This window comes from Leptothermofonsia sp. ETS-13, assembly GCF_049200465.1.
GTDB lineage: Bacteria > Cyanobacteriota > Cyanobacteriia > Leptolyngbyales > Leptolyngbyaceae > Leptothermofonsia.
This window is the reverse complement of sequence record NZ_CP120836.1, coordinates 1,046,754-1,070,176: the sequence shown is the minus strand read 5'-3', so window position 1 is coordinate 1,070,176 and position 23,423 is coordinate 1,046,754. Positions and strand designations below refer to the sequence as shown.

Genomic DNA, 23,423 nt, shown 5'->3' with positions numbered 1-23,423 from the left:
GGATGGGTGGAAGGGAGTGAACAGGCGGACTCCCGTACGTCAGGTCATCCTAACCATCGATGTCCAGCACAATCGCTTCAGGCATATGCTCGTAGCGTGCAATAAAAACTCCCCCCTCACCTGATTACAGCAAATGCAGCGGGTCTACGTCCACAGTTAAACTCACCTCTCTGGGGCAAAGGGCGCGGAGTTCTGACAGGTCAGGCAGGTTGACGGTGGTTTCGGTTGGAAACTTCAGCAAAATTTGCCAGCGATAGCGGTTTGCAACCCGCAAAATAGTTGCTGGAGCTGGACCCAGCCGTTCGACTCCCGTGGCTTCTAAGGATGATAGAGCAGTGGCGACGCGCTCCGCCGCTTTTTGGACGGCCATTGGATGGGGGCTGCTGAACCGGAACAGGATGAGCCGACCGCAGGGAGGATAGTTCAGGCTGATGCGATGAGCCAGTTCTGCATTGGCAAAGGCTTCATAATCCTGGCGTTGCACCGCCTCAATTACCGGGTGCTCTGGCGAATAGGTTTGCAAGATAACCCGTCCGGGGTCATTGCCTCGCCCACTACGACCCGCTACCTGGGTCAAAGTTTGAAAGGTACGCTCACTGGCCCGGTAGTCGCTAAAGTGGAGCAACCCATCGGCAGCCACAATCCCCACCAAAGTAACCTGGGGCAGATCGATGCCCTTTGTCAACATCTGAGTGCCAATCAATAGATCCGCTTCTCCTTGGGCAAATTGGGTGAGGAGTGCCCGGTGTGACCCTTTGGTGCGAGTCGTGTCACTGTCAAACCGAATTGCCCGCAACTCAGGAAAATGCCGTGCCAGTTCTTGAACCACCCGCTGGGTACCGCTGCCGAAGTGTTTGAAGTAAATGGAATCGCAGGTGGGACAGGTTTTGGGCAGGTTCTGGATGTAGTTGCAATAGTGACAACGTAGCAGGGGTTGGGCATCGGCATGGACGTGGTGATAGGCCAGGGAGACATCACAGTTGGGGCAGGTGACTACATATCCACAACTGCGGCAGGAGACAAAGGTGCTGTGTCCGCGCCGATGGATGAATAGAATGCCTTGCTGATTCCGTTCTTGCAGGGTACGGAGAGCAGCCTGGAGCGATCGACTAAAGATGGAGGCATTCCCTTCATGGAGTTCTTGCCGCATATCAACCACCTCAATTGGTGGCATTGGGCGGGCGTGGATACGTTGGGGAAGGGGGAGGTAGAGGGAGTGGGGAGAAGGGGATGGGGGGTAAGGGGTGGATGGATGGACGGATAGATGGCTAGATGAGGTTTGAGTTCTGAATTCTGAGTGAACTCCGGCCTTCTTTCCTTTTTCTTCTTTCTTCTCTCTTCTTTCTCCCTCTTGACCTCTGATATTCACCCAACTTTCCAGAGAAGGCGTGGCTGAACCCAGGATCAGAGGGCAATTTTCGAGTTCGGCACGCCAGCGAGCAACGGTGCAGGCATGGTAGCAGGGGGCGGGCTGGTCTTGCTTGAAGCTGGAGTCGTGCTCTTCATCCAGGATGATCATGCCTAACCGGGGAAGGGGGGCAAAGATGGCAGAGCGGGTGCCAATGACAATTTGGGGGCGATCGCTCAGCATCTGTCGCCAGGTATCGTACCGTTCCCCGTCGGAGAGGGCACTGTGATAAACGCAAACTTGATTGCCAAACCGGGCCCGGAAGCGGTCGGTGAGCTGGGGGGTCAGCCCAATTTCGGGGACCAGCACCAGCGCTGATTGCCCCCGTTCCAGGATGGGCGCGATCGCCTGCAAATAGACTTCCGTTTTTCCGGAGCCCGTCACTCCATGCAACAACACCTGGGCAAACCCTTCCAACTTCTGAATCTGCGCCAGCGCTATGGCCTGATCGGGAGTCAGTGGTTTGGGCCTATCGGCGGCAATTGTCCCTGCCTGCTCTGAACGCAACACCTCCTGGGGCTGAATAATCAGGCAGCCTTTGGCGGCCAGTGCCTTTAGAGTCGTCGAACTGGCATGGCACATCTGGAGCAGGTCTGACAGCCACATTTCCCCGCCCTGCCGCCGCAAAACACCCAAAATTTCCTGCTGCCGGGGTGTCAAGTCAAATAGGGTTGGAGCGGGTACCAGGGTCACGGCCTGCCGCAGTTTTGGACGAGGCGGTTCTGGCGGTTCCAGGTAGCTCTCTACCCAGCCCTGTTTCAGCAGCTCCTGGAGCCCCTGGCTTGCTCCTCTCACCTGCCGTTGAAGATGCTGCCAGCTAAAGTCACCCGTTTTGCTGGACTGGAGGAGCTGCAGGATCTGCTGGGCAGGAGCGGAGTGAGGAAAGTTTTGAAGTTTGAGTTTTGAATTCTGAGTTCTGATATTTGCCTCCGGCCTCCGGCCTCCGGCCTCGTCCCCTTCGCTTGACTTTTCAACCAGCCGCACTCGACGGCGCGATCGCGCCAGGAGTCCAGGCGGTAACGCTACCCGCACCACCTGGATCAAGGGGGTGAAGTAATAATCAGCAACCTGTTGGAGCAAAGCCCAGTAGTTGGCCGGGAAAAAGCCAGGATGGATTACGGCCTCCACTTCCCGCAGTCGAGTCGTGTCCAGGTGGGTGGGCGGACAACGGTGACAGGCAATCGCGATCGCCCCCACTTGCTGCGCTCCAAATGGCACACTCAAAATATCACCCGGTTGCGCCGTCATGCCCGCTGGCAGGCAATAGGTAAAAAGCCCCTGCGCCCCTGGGCAATCGACCAGAACATCCACCCAACCAGCAGGGGTTGAGTAATAAGCCTCTCCTGACTCTGCCAGGATTGGAAATAGCGGACCAGCAAGCCAGGTAGACATAATCATCAAGATAGACAAAGCCCTATGCTTTCAGCGGCGGCTCTCTGCCCATCGATAGAGTGCATTCGTTAAGGGGATATGAGAGCCTTTTATAGCAAAGCCATACATAACTGTGCAACGTAACCCGTTGAGATTTTTTAATTCTGCTCTTTAGAAGAGATACTTCTCATCCCGGGGGGACTTCTCTAACCAAAGAAAAGCTATGGGGGGACTCCCAGACTTTAGAAAAGTAGTGTAGTGTAGAGTAACAAAAATTCAACCCTAAGCTTCTAGGTGTGAGGAACGATCGCCGCAGAGGTGTTGACAATTAGACGCTTGAGACCGATAGAACCTTTTGTAGTCGAATAAATTGTAGTAGTCGAATAAATTGTAATCGAACAAAGTAGTCGAGCGAACAACTTGGGAATCTCCGTCCAGTAACCTAACAAAAAGTCAAACTAAATTTCTCCCATTTGGAGAACTGTTCAAGCAGTTGCCAGCTTCCGACAGATTGGATCCGAACTAAAACAAATGATTGACCTGCGCAACGCCTCAGGCCTGCCGATAGTAGCTATTTAGCACACTCGTTTCTATATTTTCCAGCTCAAGCTCCTGTTAGATTCTCTCTATTCATATGTCTCAAAATCATATGTATCAAAAATTCCACCTTTCAGAATCCGCAACTTCATTTCAATCTGAATTGGAATCACTCACAGACGTGCATGCTTTTGAAGCGATGGATGTCCTTCAAAAGGCGATCGCCGGTGACCTGCCCGTCGAACCTGATCTGGAAGAGCCTATTGATCACGAAATTGAGGCGATCGACGCCGACTCCCTTCAGCCCGAAGAAATTTCAGATGAACCCGAAGAAATTTCCAGTCTGGATCAGATCGCTGCCGCTCGCCCCTCCGGCTATAGCAAAACCCTTTCCGACGATGCGGTAGGAGCGTTCTTTAAAGAAATGGCGCGCTACCCACTGCTCAAGCCCAGCGAAGAAGTTGAACTTGCCCGCTGCGTCCGTTACCTGGTGGAAGTAGAAGAGCTTCAAACTCGGCTTACCAAGGAACTGGGACGCCTTCCCAGTCGAGCCGAACTAGCTGCTGCTCAAGGTCTTACCGACCGCCAGCTAGAGCATAAACTCCACCGCAGCCACGTTGCTAAACGCAAAATGATCCGCTCCAACCTGCGTCTGGTAGTGTCCATTGCCAAGCGCTATCTGAACCGGGGCGTTCCGTTTCTGGATCTGATTCAAGAAGGCGCACTGGGCCTCAACCGCGCCACCGAGAAATTTGACCCCGACAAGGGTTACAAGTTTTCAACCTACGCCTACTGGTGGATTCGTCAGGGCATTACCCGCACGATCGCCAATGACGCCCGCACCATTCGTCTGCCGATCCACATCGTCGAAAAGCTAAACAAGCTGAAAAAAGCTTACCGTGATCTACGCAAAGAACTGAACCGCAACCCAACAGAAGCAGAGTTAGCCCAAGCCCTCGACATGCCCCCTGATCAGCTTCGCAGTTTGCAGCAGGTGCGGCGTAAATCCCTTTCGCTGAACCACCGGGTTGGCAAAGGGGAAGATACGGAACTGATGGATCTGCTGGAAGACGGTGATACCCAATCGCCCGAAGCGCAAATGAGTGAAACCATGCTGCGCCAGGAAATTTGGGATGTGTTGAGCGATGTCTTGACCGAACGTGAGAAAGACATTATCTCGCTCCGCTATGGGCTCACCTCCAGCAAACCCTGCACTCTGGAAGAGGTGGGGGGACTGTTCAACCTCTCCCGTGAACGGGTGCGCCAGATTCAAAGCAAGGCGATGCGCAAACTGCGTCGTCCCCAAATTGCCGAGCGATTGAAGAGCTGGTTGGGATAATCCTTCCTGGGGGAGTATGAGCTGTACCGCCAGGCAGGGATTTTCATCCCCTCCACCCCCGAAATTATCCTTAATTTAATTGCGCCTGGTTATTTATCTGAAGGTTTGCCTTTATCACTCTTGATTTCTGGCTGACAAAAGCCTGTCCAATCGCAGAGGTAGCGATTGCTTAAGGGCAAGAGGTTTCCTCTATCTTCAAAGTATATTCTTCTCATTCTGGAGTAATCGTCTTTCTAGTTACCCAAAAAGAAAAAACACCCAAATGGGTGAATAGCTATCAATATTGTCACTCTACGATAGCAACCAATGCTTCAACCAAAGTTTGATTTTGCGCGTCAGTGCCAACTGTTATGCGCAATTTGTCCTCTAAACCAGATTGTTTGAAGTAACGCACCAGAATTCCCCGTTCTTTAAGTGCCAGGTAAATTTGCTCTGCATCGCCTGTGGGGGGTTGTACCAGCAGGAAATTGGTTTGAGAATCCCAGACACGAAAATTGAGTTGTTTCAAATTTGCTGCCAGTTTTGTACGAGAGGCTTTGACCTTTGCAACACACTCGTTCTTGTAGGTCTGATCTTGCATCGCGGCGGCCCCCACTAAACAGGCGATCGCGTCCACGTTGTAACTATCTTTTACCTTAAACATCCCACTCAGCAATTCAGGATTTGCAATTCCAAATCCCAACCGCAGACCGGCCAGCGAATAACCCTTCGATAACGTGCGAATTACCATCACATTTTCAAACTCCTTGACCAGCGGCAGCGCGGTTTCTTCGGCAAAATCAATGTAAGCTTCATCAATCACCAGTACTCCCGTCAGATTTGCTGCCAGGTGCCGCAAGTCAGACAACGAAACCCCATGTCCTGATGGGCTGTTGGGGGATGCAATGAAAGTAACTGCCCCATTTGCAGCTATCAACTTTTCTAAAGGGAACTGGAAGTTTTCTTCGTAGGGAATTTCAATGAAGTGGGCTGGCTGCATCTCTGCCAGGGTGCGGTATAACACATAGGTGGGCACTGGATAAGCTACTTTGCGCCCCAAATCTGCACAGGCACGCACTACAACATTCAACAGTTCATCACTGCCATTGCCAACCATTATCCAATCCACCGGAACGCCCAGTACTTCGCTGGCGGCTCTGCGGAACTCATTGGCGTAGGGATCGGGGTAGCGCCGCAACCATTCGCTATCCAGATTACGCAAAACAGCGATCGCTTGAGGTGATGGCGGGTAAGGGTTCTCGTTGGTATTGAGTTTAATGATGGGAGTTCCTGGTTTTGGCTGTTCACCAGGAATGTAGCCCGTCATCTGATCAACATTGGAACGAAAATAGCTCATAACGTGAGGCATTAAGTAGGTAGTTATTATTAATTTGTAAAGGGGGAGAGTGGGGGCTGCGCTCCCAGGCAGGGGGTTTCATCTCCTCCACCCCCCAAATTATCTTTAATTGAATTGCGCCTGGTACAGCACGGCAGGAATACGGATACCATTCTGGCTCCCTCCGACTCCCCACTCCCCAACCCAATGGTTACTGGACTGATGCCATCGTCCACTAGCTACTTACTCTATTCGCTCAGATGTTTTTAACAAAGATCGATTTGGATCCAGGTGGCTTTTATAGCGGCTGTAAACAACTTGCGTTGAATGCCCGGAAGAGAACCAGTATGAGTCCTGAATCACCTGATGGGGGGGATTTTCAGATTCAGCTTTCAATTGCACTAATGCCAGGTTGTTGACTCCAACCACTTCACGCCCATCCTGAAACCAGCGCCATTTCCAGAAGATGAACGGTCTTAGCCATCGCCACCGGGCTCTTCTCCTGCGTTCGGATAAGGACATCAGCCAGGCTGTCAAGTTCCCAAAAGTTGGAAGCTGTACTGGGTTGCGGGGTATCCATTCCAGCGCACAAAACCAGTCCGGCGGTTCCGATGGCAAAGCATTCTGTGTATCAGCCCGCTTGTCAAAAATGGGATAGGCTTTCCTGGCAGAAAGTTCTGTCATGGTGGGGGGATCGGTCCTACCTGCCCAGTGGCGGACTTTTTCTGGCAACAACCACTCTTTCAAGCGAGTATGAATAATTTGAGTTTTGACTTCCTCGTTTTTCAACGCACTGGCGGTTAATTGAACCAAAACTGATTCTGCTTTGGCTGGGGGGGTGTATTAATATGGGAAAGACGTACCACAGAACTGTAATGGATATCTCTAGACAGGATAACCACCTGGGTGCGTTGCTCAAATAGAGTTGTTAAAAAACGCGCTAGTGCATTGTAATTGATATTCCAGGCGTCTCCCACATCAGTTGAAAATGCTTTATTACGCCGTAGCTGCCAGTGATGAATCCAATCAATCACCTGTAGTTCAAACACGTTAGTCGGTGCAATGATAAATGTAATTGGAATCTCAGCATCAGCCGTTTCCTGTAATTGTTCTAAAAGCTGTTGCTCAAAAGCCGTTGGACATAACAGCATGGGGGGCGCGATCGCCTTTCCATTTGCTGGATATCCACGCCATGTTCGAGTGTCTAAGACAATTACTTCTAAGACAATTACTTCATGGCATTGGCTCTGTAAGGTGTAATGCCAGGTAATGGTTTCTGGGTGACGATCCAGAATTAATACCGAATCGTCTTGAATCAATTCAGGTAAACCCGTATGGGGATTGCTGGGAGGCATACCCAGGTATTGGGCGATCGCCTCATAGGCCGCAGTATCCGTTCCCTGTGAGTCTGACCAGGCCTGTGCGGCTGCCAGCAATTTTCCACCGGGCTGATTGGCCTCAAACTGCCAGGGAGTATTCCCCCATGCCTGAAACATCGCATAGGCTAACAGCGCATTTTGCACTGCTCGCCGCCCCAGAGGACGCCCATACACACGCAAACACCAGGCTTGATTCAAGTTCCAATCATCACTCACATCATGATCATCAAAAATCGTGTAAACGGGTACATTGGCAAGGGCACGCTGCACTTTCCAGAGGGTGTGAATAAATTGCTCCATATCCCGTGCTTCTCGATCCCACCGCTGGCTGGTTTTGCAATCGCGGGTCATCTCCCTTCCTTTTGGAAAGGGAACCATCCAGCATACAGGCGACCATGCCAGTAAATAGGAGGCGTAATATTCCCCCAGGTTCAGTAGATGGCTGTTGACTTTCGCTCGCTTATTCCGCAAACCAGCTGTAAACCCTGCCTGTTGGGTAGCCACTTCTGTCCGCTCTCCAGGACGCAACTGTCTGGGTGTGTAGTACCGTGAATCTGAAGATTCTCTGGGACCAGCCGGAAGCTTTTCATGCCAACCCAAAAGCAAATCGCCCAGGTTACTGGCTGCCCACAGCAGGGGATCGGCAACATCATCAGCATAAATCTGGTCGCCGGTCAAAAATACCTGATGGGGACGTTGCTGAGGTTGGCTGGCAGTCTCTTCAATCAAACAGTCAAGAATTGGCAATGCATCGAACCCATTTCCATGAGGTTTACGGCAGGAGCCGTGAACAATTCGTAAATGCTGGATCTGCTGAGGTGGTAGAGCAAAGGTTGGCTTTTGGTGAGCAAAATAGCTGAGGCTGACGTTAACCTGGCGACTGGAAGCCAACGCTCGCTCCAGGGTATATTCCGTGTGATGGGTGGAATCGATGAAGCAGAGATCGTAGGTATACAGGCGATCGCTACTCAGCCCTTGCCCCACTTCAGACCGGGCAGTAACCGCAACAACGTGGAGAAACTTACCCAGTGCAATTGTAGAGCGCAATCCCTTAAATAAAGGATTGCCAAGTTCACTACCACTGGCAGTAGTCTCGTAAATCGTGAGTTCTACCCGACAAGCTTGTTTCAACGCCACCCAAACGGTGACCGATTCAGACTCTGTATGTCGCAAAATAGGTCCCGCCAGGATTAGCGGCAACTCTTGTAAGAATTCATTGCCGGTTTGAGAACCCATTACAACCTGCGAAACCGCCGGGGACGAAATAATACCTTAACCATGCCCGCGCGTCAGGTATATTAGCATCAATTTGTCTATCCCTGCTCATGCACTATTTCGGGGCAATTGAGCAAACAGGGCTGACCAATCAATCACTGCGGGTCTGGTTCCCTGATTAATCATTTCAATCACCATGTTCTCCGTCACCGGGTCAGTCAAACACTCCACACAGGCAGCGGCGACATCAATGCGGCTGGTCTGGCCGTTGAGTGTATCACCCGTACCAAGAACAACCCCCTGCTTCCCATCTGTGGTGGCTTTTAGAAGCGTATTGAGGTCATAGGAGGTATAGGGGCCGTCAATTAACCGTCCGGGTCGAATGATGGTGTACGGCAGGCCCGAAGCCATTATGGTGGCTTCTCCTTTGTGTTTGGCATCCAGTACACCAAAAGCATTGAGGATGCTGTACGGAAACTGGTCTTTGCGCTCAACCCCGGCTGAGGAAATAAATACAAATCGTTTCAGATCCCTGGGAGCGGCAGAAACCAGATTGCGAACACCTTCCGCATCAACCTGCTCTGGACCGTTTTTAGCCTTAGTACGGCGGTATTTCGCATCGAAATAAATCTTGCTCCATTCCAAAAATTTCTCAATCGGATTCGCTGTCTGAGGAATGTCAAAGTCCCATTTTTCGGAGGGAAAAGCCGTAGTTCCCGTGCAGCAGATGATATAGCCAATCTCCTGCATAGCGGGGGGGAGGGTTTCCGGCTGGCGGGTGTCAGCGGCGATCGCCTCCACTTTGCCCTCAAACATTTTCTGGGCCCGCTCGACTCCACGAGTGAGAACCCGCACGGGCATTCCTTTTTCAATCAATCTGGCAACGACCAGTTGTCCCACACCGCCTGTTGCACCTGTAACCAGCACTCGATCGCTCACAGCACTCGCCTCCGATGTTGTAACTCCAATTCCTTCAGCCCTCCCGGCTTGCAGTGAAAGAGTGAAAGTAAGCGACTCTTTCATCCCAAATGCTTACGAGAGCTATCCTTATCAGCCTACGATAGACAATGAAGAAATTTTGGACATCCCTCCTATGGCAAACTATCAATTTCTCACGATCTGGGAATTGGATGCCCCGATTGAAACAGTCTGGGATGCCCTGACGCACTCTGAACGCTGGCCTGGCTGGTGGAAATCGGTCAAGCAGGTGGTTGAGCTTGAAGCAGGCAGTTCAGATGGTCTTGGCAATGTCCGTCGGTTTACGTGGAAAATGCCTCTTTCCTATACGTTGACCTTTGAGACCTGCGTGACCCGGATTGAACCACCCAATTTAATGGAAGCGAGGGCGATCGGGGAAGTTGAAGGAGTTGGCCTGTGGGAATTGTCTACCACTTCTCAGGGAACAGAGGTTCGCTACACCTGGAATGTCAAAACAACAAAAGCATGGATGAATGTTTTGGCACTGTTTATCAAACCCTTGATGGAATGGAACCATAATGCTGTTATGCAAGAGGGAGGTAAAGGACTGGCGCAGCTTTTGGGAGTACGGCTGCTAAAAATGGATGTTTAATCTTCACGAATCCAGGTATAGCCCTACGCAAGAGTACTAGGAGGCGTTGCTGAATTTGGGTATGAAATAGGTGCTGTATGCTCGAAACTTCGTTTCAATTCATACTGCTTTTTAGCAACGCTTATTAGGGCATTAGGTTAAAGAGGGCATTAGGTTAAAGGGGGTGTGGGGGCCTGCCCCCAACCAGGGGTGGAACGCCTGCACCCCTTCCTAACCTTAGTTAGTACTGCTATATTGCTGGTAGCCAACTTGATCCAACTTTGCTTGTTTCTCCATCACCATCTGATTCAGGCTCTGGCGATATTGCTGAACTTTTTCCAGCAAAGCAGGCTCGTGGGTTGCCAGGATTTGCACTGCCAGAAGTCCAGCGTTACGGGCATTACCGATCGCCACAGTTGCCACTGGAATGCCCGCAGGCATTTGCACAATCGAGTAGAGTGAATCCACTCCCTGCAAATGACGGCTGGGCACCGGAACTCCAATCACCGGCAGGGGGGTCAGGGATGCCACCATTCCTGGCAGGTGGGCCGCTCCTCCAGCCCCGGCAATGATCACTTTCAGCCCCCGCTGGTGAGCCTGTTTGGCATATTCCACCATGCGCTCCGGAGTGCGATGGGCAGAGATGATTCCCACTTCGCAGGGAATACCAAACTCTTCGCAGGCGGCGATCGCCTCCTTCATTGTTGGCAAATCGGAATCGCTGCCCATAATGATGCTCACAAGCGGTTGTGTCATGACTGTACCTGGTAATTCTTCAGGAACTCTACCGCACAGCGGGTCGTGAGGGTAACTTTGTCTGGCAAGTTATTCAATGGAAACCAACGTACCCCACCCCAATGTAATCTTTGCCCCTTACCTGGGTTGCCGCCAACTGGTTACTATCCATTGCTTTATTGCTTCTGATTCTATGATTCAAAATTTAACCCTGAAAAATGCTCAAGTTCCTGGATACGAAGGTTTGCAGCAGATTTTGATCCAGTCGGGAAGGGTGGCGGCGATCGCGCCCATAGTTTCCTCCAATCCTGAAAATACACCCTCTCTGGATGTCGAAGGAGATTGGATTTCCCTGGGTGGCATTGATCTTCAGATTAACGGAACGCTAGGTCTGGCATTTCCAGACTTAGATGCAAACAACGCCACAAAGCTGAAGGATATCTGCGAGTATTTGTGGACAAATGGGATTGATGGTTTTCTACCCACCATCGTTACAACCTCCATTGAAAAGATCCAAAGTTCCCTATCCAGCATCAGCCTTTATCAAACGGTGCAAAAGCATGCGGCTTCACTCTCCCAGGCTGAAGTTCTGGGAGTCCATCTAGAGGGACCGTTTCTCAACCCAAACAAGCGGGGTGCCCATCCTCAAGAGCATTTGTTGCCACTCACCATTGAAAATGTCAAACGAGTCCTGGGAGATTACGCCAGTATTGTCAAGATCATGACGCTGGCTCCTGAACTGGATGAAACGGGTGAAGTGATTCCCTATTTGCGATCGCTGGGTATCACAGTCAGTCTGGGGCACTCTCTAGCCACTGCAGAGCAGGCACAAAAAGCCTTCGACCAGGGAGCCGCCATGGTGACTCATGCCTTCAACGCGATGCCGCCCCTGCACCATCGCGAACCTGGACTACTGGGAGCCGCCATCACCCATTCAAACGTTTACTGTGGCTTAATTGCCGATGGCCAACACGTGGTGCCAATCATGGCAGATATTCTGCTACGGGCCAGCCATTATGAGCAAGGAATTTTTCTGGTCAGTGATGCACTGGCTCCGCTAGGGTTGCCGGATGGCATCTATCCCTGGGATACTCGCCAGATTAAGGTCAAAAACGGTACGGCACGATTGTTCGATGGCACCCTTTCTGGCACGACCTTACCCTTACTCGTCGGTGTGCAAAACCTGGTGAAATGGGGAATTTGTGGAGTGGAGCAGGCGATCGCCCTTGCCACGCTTGCGCCCCGAACAGCGATCGGGCTTTCTACTCAACTTGAAGGTAGCCTTATTACCCACCTACTCCGCTGGCACCAATCACCGAGTAGAGAGTTGGCCTGGCAGCGACTAGCAAACCCAGAAATTTCCATACCAACCGTCACCCCAGCATGGTAATTAATAAAGTGTTAAAGCAACTGAAGCAGCAGATTCATGACAGCCACTGACGATAAAACTATTGTAAAAGAATATTTCAACGCCACGGGCTTCGATCGCTGGCGGCGAATTTATGGCGATGGAGACGTTAACAAAGTCCAGTTAGACATCCGCAACGGGCACCAGCAAACCGTTGACACACTCCTGTCCTGGCTAAAAGCAGACGGTAACCTGGCCGGGTTGACCCTCTGCGATGCGGGATGTGGTGTAGGCAGTCTCAGCATTCCACTGGCTAAAGAAGGGGCGATCGTCTTCGCCAGCGATATTTCCGAAAAAATGATTGGTGAAGCAAAGGAGCGGGCAGTCACCGAACTACCCGATACCTGTAATATCACGTTTGCTGTACAAGATTTGGAAACTCTGAGTGGGCGTTATCACACTGTCATCTGTCTGGATGTGCTGATCCACTATCCTCAGGAAAAAGCGGCTAAGATGATTGACCACCTTAGCAATCTGGCAGAATCCCGCCTGCTCCTCAGCTTTGCCCCTAAGACCTTCTTCTACGAAACTTTGAAAAAAATCGGCTCCTTTTTCCCCGGTGCCAGCAAAGCAACTCGCGCCTATCTTCACAGTGAAACTGAAATCGTGCGCATCCTCGAAAGTCAGGGTTGGAAGATTCAACGCAGCGCGATGACAAAAACCCGCTTCTACTTCTCGCGGATGTTGGAGGCAACGAAATAGAAGAAATAGAAGAATTATAAGTAGGTGGGCAAGAATAAGTTTAAATAGCGAAGTTGCTTTAATTCAACAATATGCCAGCTCCTGTACGAGTAGCTTTAAACGCAGAAAAAGACCGGACATCGAGCGAACTAAGAGTTGCGAGTACAGTTTGCCAACGAACACGAGACTGTGCTCACATGGTGCGGTTGAACGCTCAAGAGTGGAATGCACCTGCCCTGGCTGACATTTTTGAGTATTGTGAGCATACGGTGCGAGCGATATTGAGGCGATGGCAAACCCTTAGGGTTGGGTGGGCTGTGGGACGCACCCGGACGAGGAGACAAACCCAGGTGGCAGGGGGTAGACCTGGCGTATTTAGAGCAATGCTTAGAGCAGGAACCTCGGACTTACAACAGCCAGCCGTTAATGAATCAGGGTTTTGTCTGTGGAGTCTTGTGAGTTATAGCTATAGCCAAGTCGGGGAGCAAAAGCGGATGGAGCAGACCCAGATACGATTTGGCAGGCGGATTAGCATCTTGGGTAATGTTCTAGACATGGGGATAGGAGTCAGGGAAAATCGGAGCACTCGAACCCGTTAAATTCTCCCAAACAACTACGATGGTACTTGAACCTGTGCATTGCCCCACCTGTGAGAGCACGAATATCGTCAAGCATGGTAAACCGCCGAGGGTAAGCAACGGTATAAATGCCGTAATCCTGAATGCACTCGTCATAGCTTTGTTCAGGAGTATTCTTACCGAGGCTACTTGCCTACTGTGAAACAACAGATTTGCGAGATGGCGCTCAACGGCAGCGGGATTCGCAATACTGCGCGGGTACTCAAGATTAGCCCAACCACCGTCCTTGAAGAATTAAAAAAAAAGATCGTCATCTTGAACACGTGAACCGACCCTTGTTAGAACAACTTAAGCCGACCTCTGCGATAGTCGTCAAACACATTAAGGAAGCGGAAGCTGACGAGATGGGGAGTTTTGTTCACTCGAAGCAGCAGGAGCGTTGGTTACGGCACGCAATTGATCATCAAACCGGGTACGTGTTGGCCTATGTGCTGGCCGATCATACAGACCAGGCGCTCGTTGAGTTAAAAGCATTGTTAGAGCCGTTTGGCGTTCAAACGTTTTACACCGATGGATGGGGAGCGTATGCCCGTTTGGTGGATGAAGACCAGCACGTCGTTGGCAAGTGGAATACCCAAAAAATCGAGCGCAAACACTTAACGTTACGAACGCGAATTAAGCGATTAGCTCTCGCAAAACCATCTGCTTCTCCAAGTCCGAATGGCTGCATGACATCGTGATTGGATTGTTCATCAATCGCTACGAGTTTGGGCGGGCTGTTTGACTTCATCGATCCCCATGTCTAGAACATTACCAGCATCTTGGGAATCTGGCAAAGCGACCATCATTTTGACTATGCTCTAGTTCAAAGGCTTCTGCTTTGCCATCAAGTTTCTGCTTACCTCCTAAACGAGGCGCTTCACGCAGGGCAAACTCAACGGCACCATCGACAAATTTTTGTCGAGTTTGATGAACCGTTGATTCTCCCACGTACAGCATTTGGGCACCGGTGTTATCCCGGTGTCCCGCATAGAGCTATAACAGCAGAATCTGAGCCCATTTGAACCTTCTGGCAGAAACCTCATTTTCATGCGTGATCTCAAGCAGTTGCTGACGCTCCTCAGCAGTCAGTGTCACAATGGACTTTTCTGGCATAAGAGTTCCTGGGTTTTCTCCAGCTTCTCTGACCCCAGCCTGCCTGTCAAAACTATCGTGGTAGACTACTAGATCTTCAAGCCTTCAACCACACTGACGAAGGTCTGGGTCGGAACGATTCGGGTCAACCTGAATCCTGCCGCTTCAAATAGAGCCTGGTATTCAACCTCGGTCCGTTCTTTTCCACCGGGACACATGACCAGCATGTTGACATCCAGCAGTTTACCCATAAATGGAGTATTCCCGGGGGGAATAACCTGCTCCATCACCAATACTCGACCATTATCTGCCATTGCTTTGTGACAGTTTTTCAAGATTGTAATGGACCGTTCGTCATCCCAATCATGGATAATGTGCTTCAGCATGTAGGCGTCAGCGCCTGCTGGTACCGACTCAAAGAAGCTTCCAGTCACCAGTTGAACACGATTGGCAACATCCTGGGCGATCGCCGACTTTGCCCGTTCAATCACCTCCGGCAGATCAAATAAAATCCCTTCCATTTGGGGATTAGCTTGAAGAATGGTTGTTAGTAAGCTGCCATGACCACCAGCTACATCGACCAGTTGACGAATGGAAGAGAAATCATAACTGGCTACAATGGCAGGAATTTCTGAACTTGAAAAGCTGGTCATTGCCCGGTCAAATACCTCTGCCGGTTCGGGATTGCGGCTGTAGTATTCAAAAATATTCATGCCAAACAGATTTTCAAATCCGCTTTCACCGGTTTTGATGCTGTGCAAAATATTACCCCAACTGTTGTAATGTTCGCGATCGCCCATCATGATCGATGCATCCCTGACTGAATCAGAAACATCACTTCGCAAACAGTTTGCTAATGGCGTCAGCACAAATTGTCGAGATTCTGTTTCAGCAAAAATGCCCACACTGGCTAAAGCCCGCAACAGTCGGTAAAGAGCTTGCTCATCGGTTCCACTGATAGTTGCCAGTTCCTCACAACTTTTTGCACCTTCCTTCAACCAATCAGCAATTCCTAGTTTGGCAGCCGCATAAATGCTTTGCGATACCCAATAGGCTGTAGCCATTTGCAATACAACCATCTGAGGCGGAGGTGTATCAGTAGATTGAGGCGCGGACATGACTTCATTTTCAGACAATTTTGTTTGCATAATCGTTGCTTGAAATGTTCTGGTTCAGAATACGTTGACAGGTTTGATTTGGATTCTTCCAGATGTGCAAACCTGATCTTGCCTCTGGGAAGAGCGATCGCCCTAACCCAAATGGGTTATCTAAACAGCTCGTTCTACTATTGCGCAGGAATCACTTGCACAGGAATCACTGTTTGGGTTCTGTACTCTTGAATGATGCGATCGCGTTCCGACAACTTATTTTCAGTTTCAGAATTCGATTGGTGAACTTGCTCACTGGTTGAGTTTACTTTTTTCTGGCTGGAACCTTTAGTTGGCTGTACTGGATGATTAACAGCGATATGGTTAGGGTGAGTTAGCCGCAGTTGCGCTTCTACACGAGTTTCAGCATTTGCACCGGGAGCCGTTAGGGTAGACAACAGCGCAACAGAAATTCCAACCACGAATGTGCGGTTCATCGTCTCAATCTCCTTTTTTGTGGCGAATGAAAAATACAGGTGATGTACGGTGACTCAGAAAACAAATCTGGATGAGCCCTATAACGGCCTGCCTGTGCCATTTGTAGAGATACAGGCTACAGCCATAAGGGGCAGGACGGGCTGGCAAGCGCAAAACCTTATTACACCGTCCTTTTACCCTGGCACCTGATATCGGGCATCTGACACCTGCTATAGAAACATCTGAGCCAATAACTTCAGAATAGGGAGGAATCGAGAATAAATCGAGAAGATTAAGTCGCCCAATCGGGTGAAAAAAACTTCGGTAGTGTTTCTAGACCATATAGATGGAACTTCGTAGAGACGTTCCATCCAACGTCCCTACAAACGACAACAACAGATGTGAACATGAGCAAAGGTTTCATAAGAGAAAAATCCCCGATTTTTGCCAAAAATCGGGGATCTGAGGAGCTGATACTCGCGATCTTGTAGTTAGGCACTGCATTCACAACCAGTATGGCCACAACCCTGCCCATTGGGGTGGCCATTGGCACAGGCTTCACCACAGTAGGGTTTGCCATCCTTCATCACGGCGTCTGATAGGGAAACGACGCAAAGACAAGATTCACAGGCGCATTTCATTTGAGTCACAGTTGTCATGGCTTTTTCCTCGATTCATCTCTTACAACCTTAACACATGAACATTTATTCATGTATTCAAACACAAGTCTCTTGAGGTCCAAATCCGATAGCTACAGCCATCAGGCCCAGGACAGAATGCAGGGGTGGAACCCCTGGCTGGAGGCGAAGCCCCCACACTTCCTTAAAGCTAATGTCCTAAGCAACCTGGCGGCTATAGCGGTAGTCATTATGGTTAGGACGGGGTGCAGGAGTTGGAACCCCTGGCTGGGGGCGAAGCCCCCACTCCCTCTCTAATTCCAATGTCCTAACGCACCTGCGTAGAGCTATATACATGATTCGTGAAATGAAAGGACTTTTGGAAAAGGGATTCCGCAGGAATCCCTTTTCAAAATCCAGATAGGATCGCTATACAACTGATTTATTTCTTCTTAAACTTCATCCAACCAGCGTACTGGGCCCGGCTGCCTAATTCCTCTTCAATTCGTAAGAGTTGGTTGTACTTGGCCAGTCGTTCGCCACGGCAGGGTGCTCCGGTTTTGATTTCGCCTGACCGGGTGGCTACGGCTAGATCCGCAATGAAGTCATCGGAAGTTTCGCCAGAGCGGTGGCTGACCATGCAGGTGTAACCTGCACTGTAGGAGATGTTGATGGCATCCAATGTCTCACTAATGGAGCCGACTTGATTCACTTTAATCAGAGAGGAGTTGCCGACGCCATCGGCGATCGCCTGCTTAATAATTTGGGGATTTGTGACAAAAGCATCATCACCTACAAGCTGGATGCGATCGCCCAACCGTTTGGTCAGTTGCTTCCAGCCTTCCCAGTCCTTTTCGCCCAATCCGTCTTCAATGGAAACAATGGGGAACTGGTTCACCCAACTTTCCCACAGGTCAATCATTTCTTCGGTGCTTTTGTGACTTTTGTCAGATTTGTAGAATTCGTAGTAACCCCCATCTTCCCGATACAGTTCGCTGGTGGCCGGGTCGAGGGCAATCACCATGTCCTCTCCCGGTTTCAACCCAACTTTCTCAATCCCCGCCAAAATGAGCTCAATCGCTTCAATATTGGCTTTCAGACTGGGAGCAAAGCCCCCTTCGTCCCCGACCCCGGTGCTGTAGCCTTTTTGTTTAAGAATGGATTTCAGGGCATGGTAAACCTCGGCACCCATTTGTAAGGATTGGCTGAAAGTGGTTGCCCCCGTTGGCACAATCATGAATTCCTGAAAATCCACGTCGTTATCGGCGTGGGCACCTCCGTTGAGGATATTAAAACAAGGAACTGGCAACAGATTAGCTCCCTCGCCTCCCAGATACTGGTAGAGGGGAATGCCTGCAGAGGTGGCAGCGGCACGGGAAACCGCCATTGAAACTCCCAAAATTGCATTAGCCCCCAGGTTCGACTTGTACTCGGTGCCATCTAACTGCAACATTTTCTGGTCAATCGCTGCCTGATCGGAAGCATCGGCTCCTTTGAGCAGATTTGCGATCGCCCCTTTGACATTTTCTACCGCTTTGAGTACGCCCTTGCCACCATACCGTTTGGAATCTCCATCCCTAAGTTCCAGTGCTTCGCGGCTACCCGTTGATGCCCCAGAGGGCACGGCTGCCCGCCCCCTACTGCCATCGGTTAATACCACATCAACTTCAACCGTGGGGTTGCCGCGAGAGTCGAGAATTTCTCTGGCGGTGATGGATGCGATCGCTGCCATAAAATAACTTCCTGTTAATTGACCGTAAAGACCCGACAATTATTGAACCAGATGAATCCTCAAGTTTCTTGTCAGGTATGAACTCTTTTAACATTTGGTAGGCCCACTGAAAAGTTCAAAACTCAGAGCTTCTGCGCAATCAAGGCACTGCTAAAAGAGGGATAAATTGCATGCAACGAAGTCTTAAACATCCAACCTTGCTTCCATCTCTGGAATTCGCAATGTTCAATCTCTGAAAAATGGCACTGAAAAATGGGTATAAATTTTCTTTGTATCTTCTGACACGGAAAACTATTCTCCACAGTATGGAAATGTCCTAAAGTCGGCTTCTACCCTATTAAATTAATGTGTATGGCCTAGATGTTTCTAGTAACACCTACTACTTTCTAGTAACACCCACTACATCGATATTTGTATCTAATTCAACTGGCAAGGAGGGATTGACCTCACGGCTGATCTGGAATTTGTCAATGCTGTTAAAGAGTGGGGGATATAGCGGTAGTCATTATGGTTAGGACGGGGTGCAGGGGTTCCACCCCTGGCTGGGGACGAAGCCCCTACTCCCTCTCTAATTTCAATGTCCTAACGCGCCCGCGTAGAGCTATAGTCCAAAAAAAAGAGTATGAAAAACCTCAGCCGACGAACGGGCCCGCCACACTAATCGCCCCTTTCTGATAGTTTGTGATTCTTATCCTTGGAATTAGAGTGTTGATCTGGTTGTGGGAACACTTAATTTCGGTGGTTATTACTGTAACGAACTCTGGCTCCTGCCCATTGCAGCTTTTCCCGCAGAGTTTTGTAATAGGAATAGTTTTCTTGTAGAAGAATAAATTTAGCTTGGCATTCTGCCATGCGAATATCTACCCGTTGACCCGGCCAAATGGAGGTTGCCAGGACCCCATCCATCCAGAGTTTAGTACTCAAGTCCCTATCAGCGAGAGGCCACACACTCACGACCGAACCGGGTGGCAAAACGATGGGACGGCTGGAAAGACTAAGGGGACAAATAGGTGTCACTGTAATTGCCTCCATGCCGGGATGGATGATGGGTCCATTGGCAGCTAACGTATAGCAGGTTGAACCCGTTGGTGTTGCAATGATCAACCCATCGCCCTGGTACTGATCTACCACCTCCCCATCAATCTCCATTTCCAGAATGGAAGTGAGCATCCGGTCTGCTGAGGCCGGTTTGACACACATTTCGTTCAGCGCCAGGAAGCGATCGCTCATGGGTTCCAAATTTGTTCGGTTTCCTTCAAACACCGTCGCTTGCAACATCATCCGCTGCTGAACAGCAAACCGATCCTCAATCAGCCGATCCCAGACCGCTTCCGAGTCCATAAACTCATCGGAAGACTCGGTTAAAAACCCCAGGTGCCCCCCCACGTTAACAGCCAGAATTGGAATATAATCGCTCGAAAGGTTACGAGCAGCCGATAGCGCTGTACCATCTCCACCCAGTACTATGGCCAAATCAATCGGCTGGTTCACAGAAGCTAAAAAGACTGGATAAGGATTATCTTTTGGACCGCTCGGTCCCATCAATACTTTACAGCCGCGATTCTCTAGCTGGCGTGCGCACTTCTCAGCCACGCGCTGGCTGTTTACATCCCCTGCTTTATGGGCAATAATAACCTGGTTTAGTTGCACAGTCTCAGAAAGTAGTTGGTAATAGATGCTAGTCTACTAGCACCTATCTCTTAACAGCTATCCTTTCTGCACCTACCACTTGAGCAGGTTAAATTGCTCCATATCAACTGTGTCGCGGTTACGGTAAATTGCCAGCACGATCGCTAGTCCCACTGCCGCTTCAGCCGCCGCGATCGCAATCACAAAGGTAGTAAACACCTGCCCTTTCACCGCTTGCGAGTCTAGATAATTAGAAAATGCCATCAGGTTTAGGTTTACAGAGTTCAGCATCAATTCAATTGACATCAAAACCCGAACAGCATTACGACTGGTAATCAGTCCATAGATGCCAATACAAAATAGCCCCGCCGCCAAAAGTAGAAAGAACTGAAGTTGCAGCATAAAAATCTCTCGCTCTGTCTCAACTGCTCCAAATCGATAGACTTCTAAGTAGGTAGTCACACTTAATTGGTAAAGGGGGGAGTGGGGCTCCGCCCCCAGGCAGGGGGTTTCACCCCCTCAACCCCCGAAATTACCCTTAATTTAATTGCGCCTAGCTACTTACTTCTCACCTGGCTTGATTGAACTGGCTGAAACAAGTTCCCGTGGGCGCTCAGGCAGAGTAAGAGCCGGAGGCTGGGCCGGAGTCGTTGGCTGTTCGGGAATCAGTTCACGGCGTGCCAAAATCACCGCCCCAATCAATGCCATCAGCAGCAACACTGACGCCAGCTCAAAGGGCAGCAAAAAGTCACTGAAGAAATGCTTGCCGATCGCAACAATCGCAGAATTGCCAGCCGCCACCTGAGTGGACATCGTCCAGGGAGTTACCACAACCATCGTTGCCAGGAGCAGAAACAGACCAATACACACTAAACCCGTCGCCGTCTTACGAATCCAGGCTCTGGGAACAGGTGCAAAATCTTGACGCTTATTCACCAGCATGATGGCGAACAGAATCAGAACATTCACGGCTCCCACATAGATCAGTACCTGAGCCGTCGCCACAAAATCCGCATTCAACAGCAGATAAAGCCCCGCTATGCTAATGAATACACCTCCCAGCAAAAAAGCTGAGTAGACGATGTTTGAAACCAAAACAACGCCTAAGGCTGCGCCCAGCATCATCAGGGATAGTAAGCCAAACGAAACAATTTGAACGCCTTCAGCCAGATTCACTACACTACGCTCCTATCAAGAAACTTGTCACTTTGTCCTGGCTATTGGTCATTTGTCATGGGCTAGCAGTGACGAAGGACGAATGGCCAAAGACCAACTCTCACTTTTCCATCTGTTCCAAAATTTCCTCTGGGCGAAGTCCAGCTCGACGAGCATCTGCTGGCAATTCATGGGGATCTGTCACACCTTTGGGTAGATAGGCCAGCTCTCTTAGAGGGGTTACCATCGGGTCGTTTGTCACCTTATAGGGTAAGCGCCCAAGGGCAACATTGTCGTAGTTCAGCTCGTGGCGATCGTACACCGAAAGCTCATACTCTTCAGTCATTGACAGGCAATTCGTGGGACAAAACTCCACACAGTTGCCACAAAAAATGCAAACTCCAAAATCAATGCTGTAGTGCTTGAGCTGCTTTTTCTTCATCTCAGTGTTAAATTCCCAATCCACCACAGGCAGATTAATTGGGCAAACCCTGACACACACTTCACAGGAAATACACTTGTCAAACTCAAAGTGGATTCGTCCGCGAAACCGCTCTGAAGGAATGAGCTTTTCGTAGGGATACTGCACTGTCACCGGACGCCTTTGCATGTGATCAAAGGTTACGGAAAGCCCCTGACCAATGTATCGAGCCGCCTGAACAGCTTCCTTGGTATAATCTCTAACCTGCTTGAGAAATTTCAACATAGCCTTCAGTTAAGTTGTGAGTTATAAACGATGAGTTCTATAAGCATGAGGCGGATAGGGATAACTCAAAACTTAGAACTCGAAACTTCTTCTAGCCACCAAAAGCAGCCGGAAAAGCAAGCTTCAAACCTGCGGTCAACAAAAGATTTACCAGAGATACCGGCAGCAGAAACTTCCAACCCAAGTCTAACAACTGGTCAATCCGAACGCGGGGTACGGTCCAGCGCAGCAAGATTGCCAGAAATACCAGGAAGTAAGCCTTGAGCAACGTCATCGTAATGCCCAATGAAGCGGTTACAACCTGGAAAACCGGATTGGCTTCGTTGACCCCCAGCCAACTCGCAACCATGTTGAGTGGAACTGGAAACTCCCAACCACCCAGGTAGAGAACTGCCACCAGTAACGCCGAAAGCACCAGGTTAACGTAGGCACCCAGGTAGAAAAGAGCAAACTTCATACCCGAATATTCGGTCTGATACCCAGCCACTAACTCTTCCTCTGCCTCCGGCAAGTCAAACGGAATCCGTTCACATTCTGCCAGAGCGGCGATCCAGAAAATAATAAACCCGACCGGCTGACGCCAGATGTTCCAGCCCAGAAGACCGTAACCAGACTGCTGATCCACAATATCAACTGTACTAAGCGAGTTCGACATCATGGCAATCGCCAGCACCGACAATGCCAGCGGAATTTCATAACTAATCGACTGTGCGGCTGCCCGTAAGCCACCCAACAGGGAATACTTGTTATTCGAAGCATACCCCGACATCAGCAGCCCAATTGGAGCAATGCTCGACAGGGCAATCCACAAAAATACCCCCATCCCCACATTTGTCACCACCAGATTCTGCCCAAACGGCACAATCATATAGGATAGGAAGACCGGAATCACCACAATCACCGGACCTAGGGTAAACAGCAATGGATCAGACTTGGCGGGGACAACATCCTCTTTGAAGATCAACTTCAAGCCGTCTGCAACAGGTGCCAATACGCCCAGCGGACCAATGTACTCAGGACCAATTCGTTGCTGAGCTGCAGCAGAAATCTTCCGCTCCAGCCAGACCGTCACCAATACTCCTACTGTTGCGCCGATAATCATCAACAGCATCGGTAGCGGCATCCAGATCACCTTCGCAGCGCCGGGCGGCAACCCCAGGTCCATCAAAGATCGGACAAAAATTTCCTGTACATCGATTCCTGAGTTCATTTCTTACCTGGCTAAAGCATTACTCAGCATTCACTCTACTGCACACGCAACTTGAACCATTAATTCTCTAGAGTCGCCCTGACCAGACATCTCTAAAGTGTCCTTAGTAAAGACATCGTTACATTTGCATCTGCGTCCCTAGTATATCTCTCAGGAGAAC

At 50.1% G+C, this 23,423-nt stretch carries 21 protein-coding genes and 1 pseudogene; 6 read left to right on the top strand and 16 right to left on the bottom strand.

All coding sequences use genetic code 11. The features are described from left to right. Positions 1-124: 124 nt before the first annotated feature. Complete coding sequence (priA, locus tag P4D80_RS04855; protein WP_421657769.1) at positions 125-2,800, bottom strand: primosomal protein N'; 2,676 nt, start codon at positions 2,798-2,800, stop codon at positions 125-127. A 715-nt stretch (positions 2,801-3,515) separates the two neighbouring features. Between priA and P4D80_RS04850 the strand changes: the two genes are divergently transcribed. Continuing rightward, on the top strand, positions 3,516-4,655 hold the full coding sequence (locus P4D80_RS04850) for an RNA polymerase sigma factor, RpoD/SigA family (protein ID WP_421657768.1): 1,140 nt from the start codon (positions 3,516-3,518) through the stop codon (positions 4,653-4,655). 286 nt (positions 4,656-4,941) lie between these two features. Here the strand turns inward: P4D80_RS04850 and hisC are convergent, their stop codons facing one another. From hisC to P4D80_RS04830, 4 genes are all read right to left on the bottom strand, one after another. Further along, complete coding sequence (gene hisC / locus P4D80_RS04845) at positions 4,942-5,991, bottom strand: histidinol-phosphate transaminase (protein ID WP_421657766.1); 1,050 nt, start codon at positions 5,989-5,991, stop codon at positions 4,942-4,944. A gap of 222 nt (positions 5,992-6,213) precedes the next feature. Further along, complete coding sequence (locus P4D80_RS04840; RefSeq protein ID WP_421657765.1) at positions 6,214-6,783, bottom strand: hypothetical protein; 570 nt, start codon at positions 6,781-6,783, stop codon at positions 6,214-6,216. Beyond that, on the bottom strand, positions 6,771-8,585 hold the full coding sequence (locus P4D80_RS04835; RefSeq protein ID WP_421657764.1) for a PhoD-like phosphatase: 1,815 nt from the start codon (positions 8,583-8,585) through the stop codon (positions 6,771-6,773). Before P4D80_RS04835 ends, P4D80_RS04840 begins: the two co-directional genes overlap by 13 nt. Positions 8,586-8,672: 87 nt before the next feature. Beyond that, a complete protein-coding gene (locus tag P4D80_RS04830) occupies positions 8,673-9,587 on the bottom strand; it encodes an SDR family oxidoreductase (protein WP_421657763.1) in 915 nt (304 codons plus the stop codon). A 70-nt stretch (positions 9,588-9,657) separates the two neighbouring features. Between P4D80_RS04830 and P4D80_RS04825 the strand changes: the two genes are divergently transcribed. After that, positions 9,658-10,134, top strand: a complete 477-nt coding sequence (locus P4D80_RS04825) for an SRPBCC family protein (protein ID WP_421657762.1) — start codon at positions 9,658-9,660, stop codon at positions 10,132-10,134. Positions 10,135-10,350: 216 nt separating this feature from the next. Here the strand turns inward: P4D80_RS04825 and purE are convergent, their stop codons facing one another. Beyond that, a complete protein-coding gene (purE, locus tag P4D80_RS04820) occupies positions 10,351-10,869 on the bottom strand; it encodes a 5-(carboxyamino)imidazole ribonucleotide mutase (protein ID WP_421657760.1) in 519 nt (172 codons plus the stop codon). A 76-nt stretch (positions 10,870-10,945) separates the two neighbouring features. On the opposite strand from purE, the gene nagA reads away from it, so the two are divergent. The 4 genes and pseudogenes from nagA to P4D80_RS04800 all read left to right on the top strand — a co-directional run bounded on the left by nagA (position 10,946) and on the right by P4D80_RS04800 (position 14,299). Beyond that, positions 10,946-12,238: an N-acetylglucosamine-6-phosphate deacetylase gene (gene nagA, locus P4D80_RS04815; protein ID WP_421657758.1), complete on the top strand. Its 1,293-nt coding sequence runs from the start codon at positions 10,946-10,948 to the stop codon at positions 12,236-12,238. Positions 12,239-12,274: 36 nt separating this feature from the next. Further along, on the top strand, positions 12,275-12,958 hold the full coding sequence (bchM, locus tag P4D80_RS04810) for a magnesium protoporphyrin IX methyltransferase (protein ID WP_421657757.1): 684 nt from the start codon (positions 12,275-12,277) through the stop codon (positions 12,956-12,958). A gap of 71 nt (positions 12,959-13,029) precedes the next feature. Further along, entirely contained in the window at positions 13,030-13,536 is a 507-nt protein-coding gene (locus P4D80_RS04805; RefSeq protein WP_421657756.1) for a hypothetical protein, read from the top strand. A gap of 19 nt (positions 13,537-13,555) precedes the next feature. Further along, a pseudogene (locus P4D80_RS04800) lies at positions 13,556-14,299 on the top strand (IS1 family transposase). A 26-nt stretch (positions 14,300-14,325) separates the two neighbouring features. On the opposite strand, the gene P4D80_RS04795 reads toward P4D80_RS04800, so the two are convergent. The 10 genes from P4D80_RS04795 to nuoH all read right to left on the bottom strand — a co-directional run bounded on the left by P4D80_RS04795 (position 14,326) and on the right by nuoH (position 23,263). Further along, the gene (locus tag P4D80_RS04795; protein ID WP_421657755.1) at positions 14,326-14,514 is read right to left on the bottom strand and encodes a hypothetical protein; all 189 of its coding nucleotides are present in this window, start codon (positions 14,512-14,514) and stop codon (positions 14,326-14,328) included. A 224-nt stretch (positions 14,515-14,738) separates the two neighbouring features. Beyond that, positions 14,739-15,797 carry a methyltransferase gene (locus P4D80_RS04790; protein ID WP_421657754.1) on the bottom strand — a complete coding sequence of 353 codons (1,059 nt, stop codon included), beginning with the start codon at positions 15,795-15,797 and terminating at the stop codon, positions 14,739-14,741. Positions 15,798-15,934: 137 nt separating this feature from the next. Further along, positions 15,935-16,234 (bottom strand): hypothetical protein, encoded by a 300-nt coding sequence (locus P4D80_RS04785; protein WP_421657753.1) that lies wholly within the window; start codon positions 16,232-16,234, stop codon positions 15,935-15,937. Between the two features lie 471 nt (positions 16,235-16,705). Then, positions 16,706-16,873 carry a metallothionein gene (locus P4D80_RS04780; protein ID WP_421657752.1) on the bottom strand — a complete coding sequence of 56 codons (168 nt, stop codon included), beginning with the start codon at positions 16,871-16,873 and terminating at the stop codon, positions 16,706-16,708. Positions 16,874-17,273: 400 nt separating this feature from the next. After that, complete coding sequence (eno, locus tag P4D80_RS04775; RefSeq protein ID WP_421659486.1) at positions 17,274-18,563, bottom strand: phosphopyruvate hydratase; 1,290 nt, start codon at positions 18,561-18,563, stop codon at positions 17,274-17,276. Between the two features lie 729 nt (positions 18,564-19,292). Continuing rightward, positions 19,293-20,213 carry an NAD(+) kinase gene (locus P4D80_RS04770; protein WP_421657751.1) on the bottom strand — a complete coding sequence of 307 codons (921 nt, stop codon included), beginning with the start codon at positions 20,211-20,213 and terminating at the stop codon, positions 19,293-19,295. Between the two features lie 72 nt (positions 20,214-20,285). Continuing rightward, entirely contained in the window at positions 20,286-20,591 is a 306-nt protein-coding gene (nuoK, locus tag P4D80_RS04765) for an NADH-quinone oxidoreductase subunit NuoK (protein WP_421659485.1), read from the bottom strand. Positions 20,592-20,753: 162 nt separating this feature from the next. Then, the gene (locus P4D80_RS04760) at positions 20,754-21,368 is read right to left on the bottom strand and encodes an NADH-quinone oxidoreductase subunit J (protein WP_421657750.1); all 615 of its coding nucleotides are present in this window, start codon (positions 21,366-21,368) and stop codon (positions 20,754-20,756) included. Positions 21,369-21,468: 100 nt separating this feature from the next. Then, positions 21,469-22,050 carry an NAD(P)H-quinone oxidoreductase subunit I gene (gene ndhI, locus P4D80_RS04755; protein WP_421659484.1) on the bottom strand — a complete coding sequence of 194 codons (582 nt, stop codon included), beginning with the start codon at positions 22,048-22,050 and terminating at the stop codon, positions 21,469-21,471. Positions 22,051-22,144: 94 nt separating this feature from the next. After that, a complete protein-coding gene (gene nuoH / locus P4D80_RS04750; RefSeq protein WP_421657749.1) occupies positions 22,145-23,263 on the bottom strand; it encodes an NADH-quinone oxidoreductase subunit NuoH in 1,119 nt (372 codons plus the stop codon). Positions 23,264-23,423 lie beyond the last annotated feature (160 nt).

What these genes read in the sequence shown, in the direction of transcription:
- P4D80_RS04780 (WP_421657752.1), bottom strand. Translation starts at nt 16,873, where the DNA reads ATGACAACTGTGACTCAAATGAAATGCGCCTGTGAATCTTGTCTTTGC.
- hisC (WP_421657766.1), bottom strand. Translation starts at nt 5,991, where the DNA reads ATGAGCTATTTTCGTTCCAATGTTGATCAGATGACGGGCTACATTCCT.
- purE (WP_421657760.1), bottom strand. Translation starts at nt 10,869, where the DNA reads ATGACACAACCGCTTGTGAGCATCATTATGGGCAGCGATTCCGATTTG.
- nagA (WP_421657758.1), top strand. Translation starts at nt 10,946, where the DNA reads ATGGAAACCAACGTACCCCACCCCAATGTAATCTTTGCCCCTTACCTG.
- eno (WP_421659486.1), bottom strand. Translation starts at nt 18,563, where the DNA reads ATGGCAGCGATCGCATCCATCACCGCCAGAGAAATTCTCGACTCTCGC.
- P4D80_RS04805 (WP_421657756.1), top strand. Translation starts at nt 13,030, where the DNA reads ATGCCAGCTCCTGTACGAGTAGCTTTAAACGCAGAAAAAGACCGGACA.
- priA (WP_421657769.1), bottom strand. Translation starts at nt 2,800, where the DNA reads ATGTCTACCTGGCTTGCTGGTCCGCTATTTCCAATCCTGGCAGAGTCA.
- nuoH (WP_421657749.1), bottom strand. Translation starts at nt 23,263, where the DNA reads ATGAACTCAGGAATCGATGTACAGGAAATTTTTGTCCGATCTTTGATG.
- bchM (WP_421657757.1), top strand. Translation starts at nt 12,275, where the DNA reads ATGACAGCCACTGACGATAAAACTATTGTAAAAGAATATTTCAACGCC.
- P4D80_RS04850 (WP_421657768.1), top strand. Translation starts at nt 3,516, where the DNA reads ATGGATGTCCTTCAAAAGGCGATCGCCGGTGACCTGCCCGTCGAACCT.
- P4D80_RS04830 (WP_421657763.1), bottom strand. Translation starts at nt 9,587, where the DNA reads ATGAAAGAGTCGCTTACTTTCACTCTTTCACTGCAAGCCGGGAGGGCT.
- P4D80_RS04825 (WP_421657762.1), top strand. Translation starts at nt 9,658, where the DNA reads ATGGCAAACTATCAATTTCTCACGATCTGGGAATTGGATGCCCCGATT.
- P4D80_RS04835 (WP_421657764.1), bottom strand. Translation starts at nt 8,585, where the DNA reads ATGGGTTCTCAAACCGGCAATGAATTCTTACAAGAGTTGCCGCTAATC.
- P4D80_RS04785 (WP_421657753.1), bottom strand. Translation starts at nt 16,234, where the DNA reads ATGAACCGCACATTCGTGGTTGGAATTTCTGTTGCGCTGTTGTCTACC.
- P4D80_RS04795 (WP_421657755.1), bottom strand. Translation starts at nt 14,514, where the DNA reads ATGCTGTACGTGGGAGAATCAACGGTTCATCAAACTCGACAAAAATTT.
- P4D80_RS04790 (WP_421657754.1), bottom strand. Translation starts at nt 15,797, where the DNA reads ATGCAAACAAAATTGTCTGAAAATGAAGTCATGTCCGCGCCTCAATCT.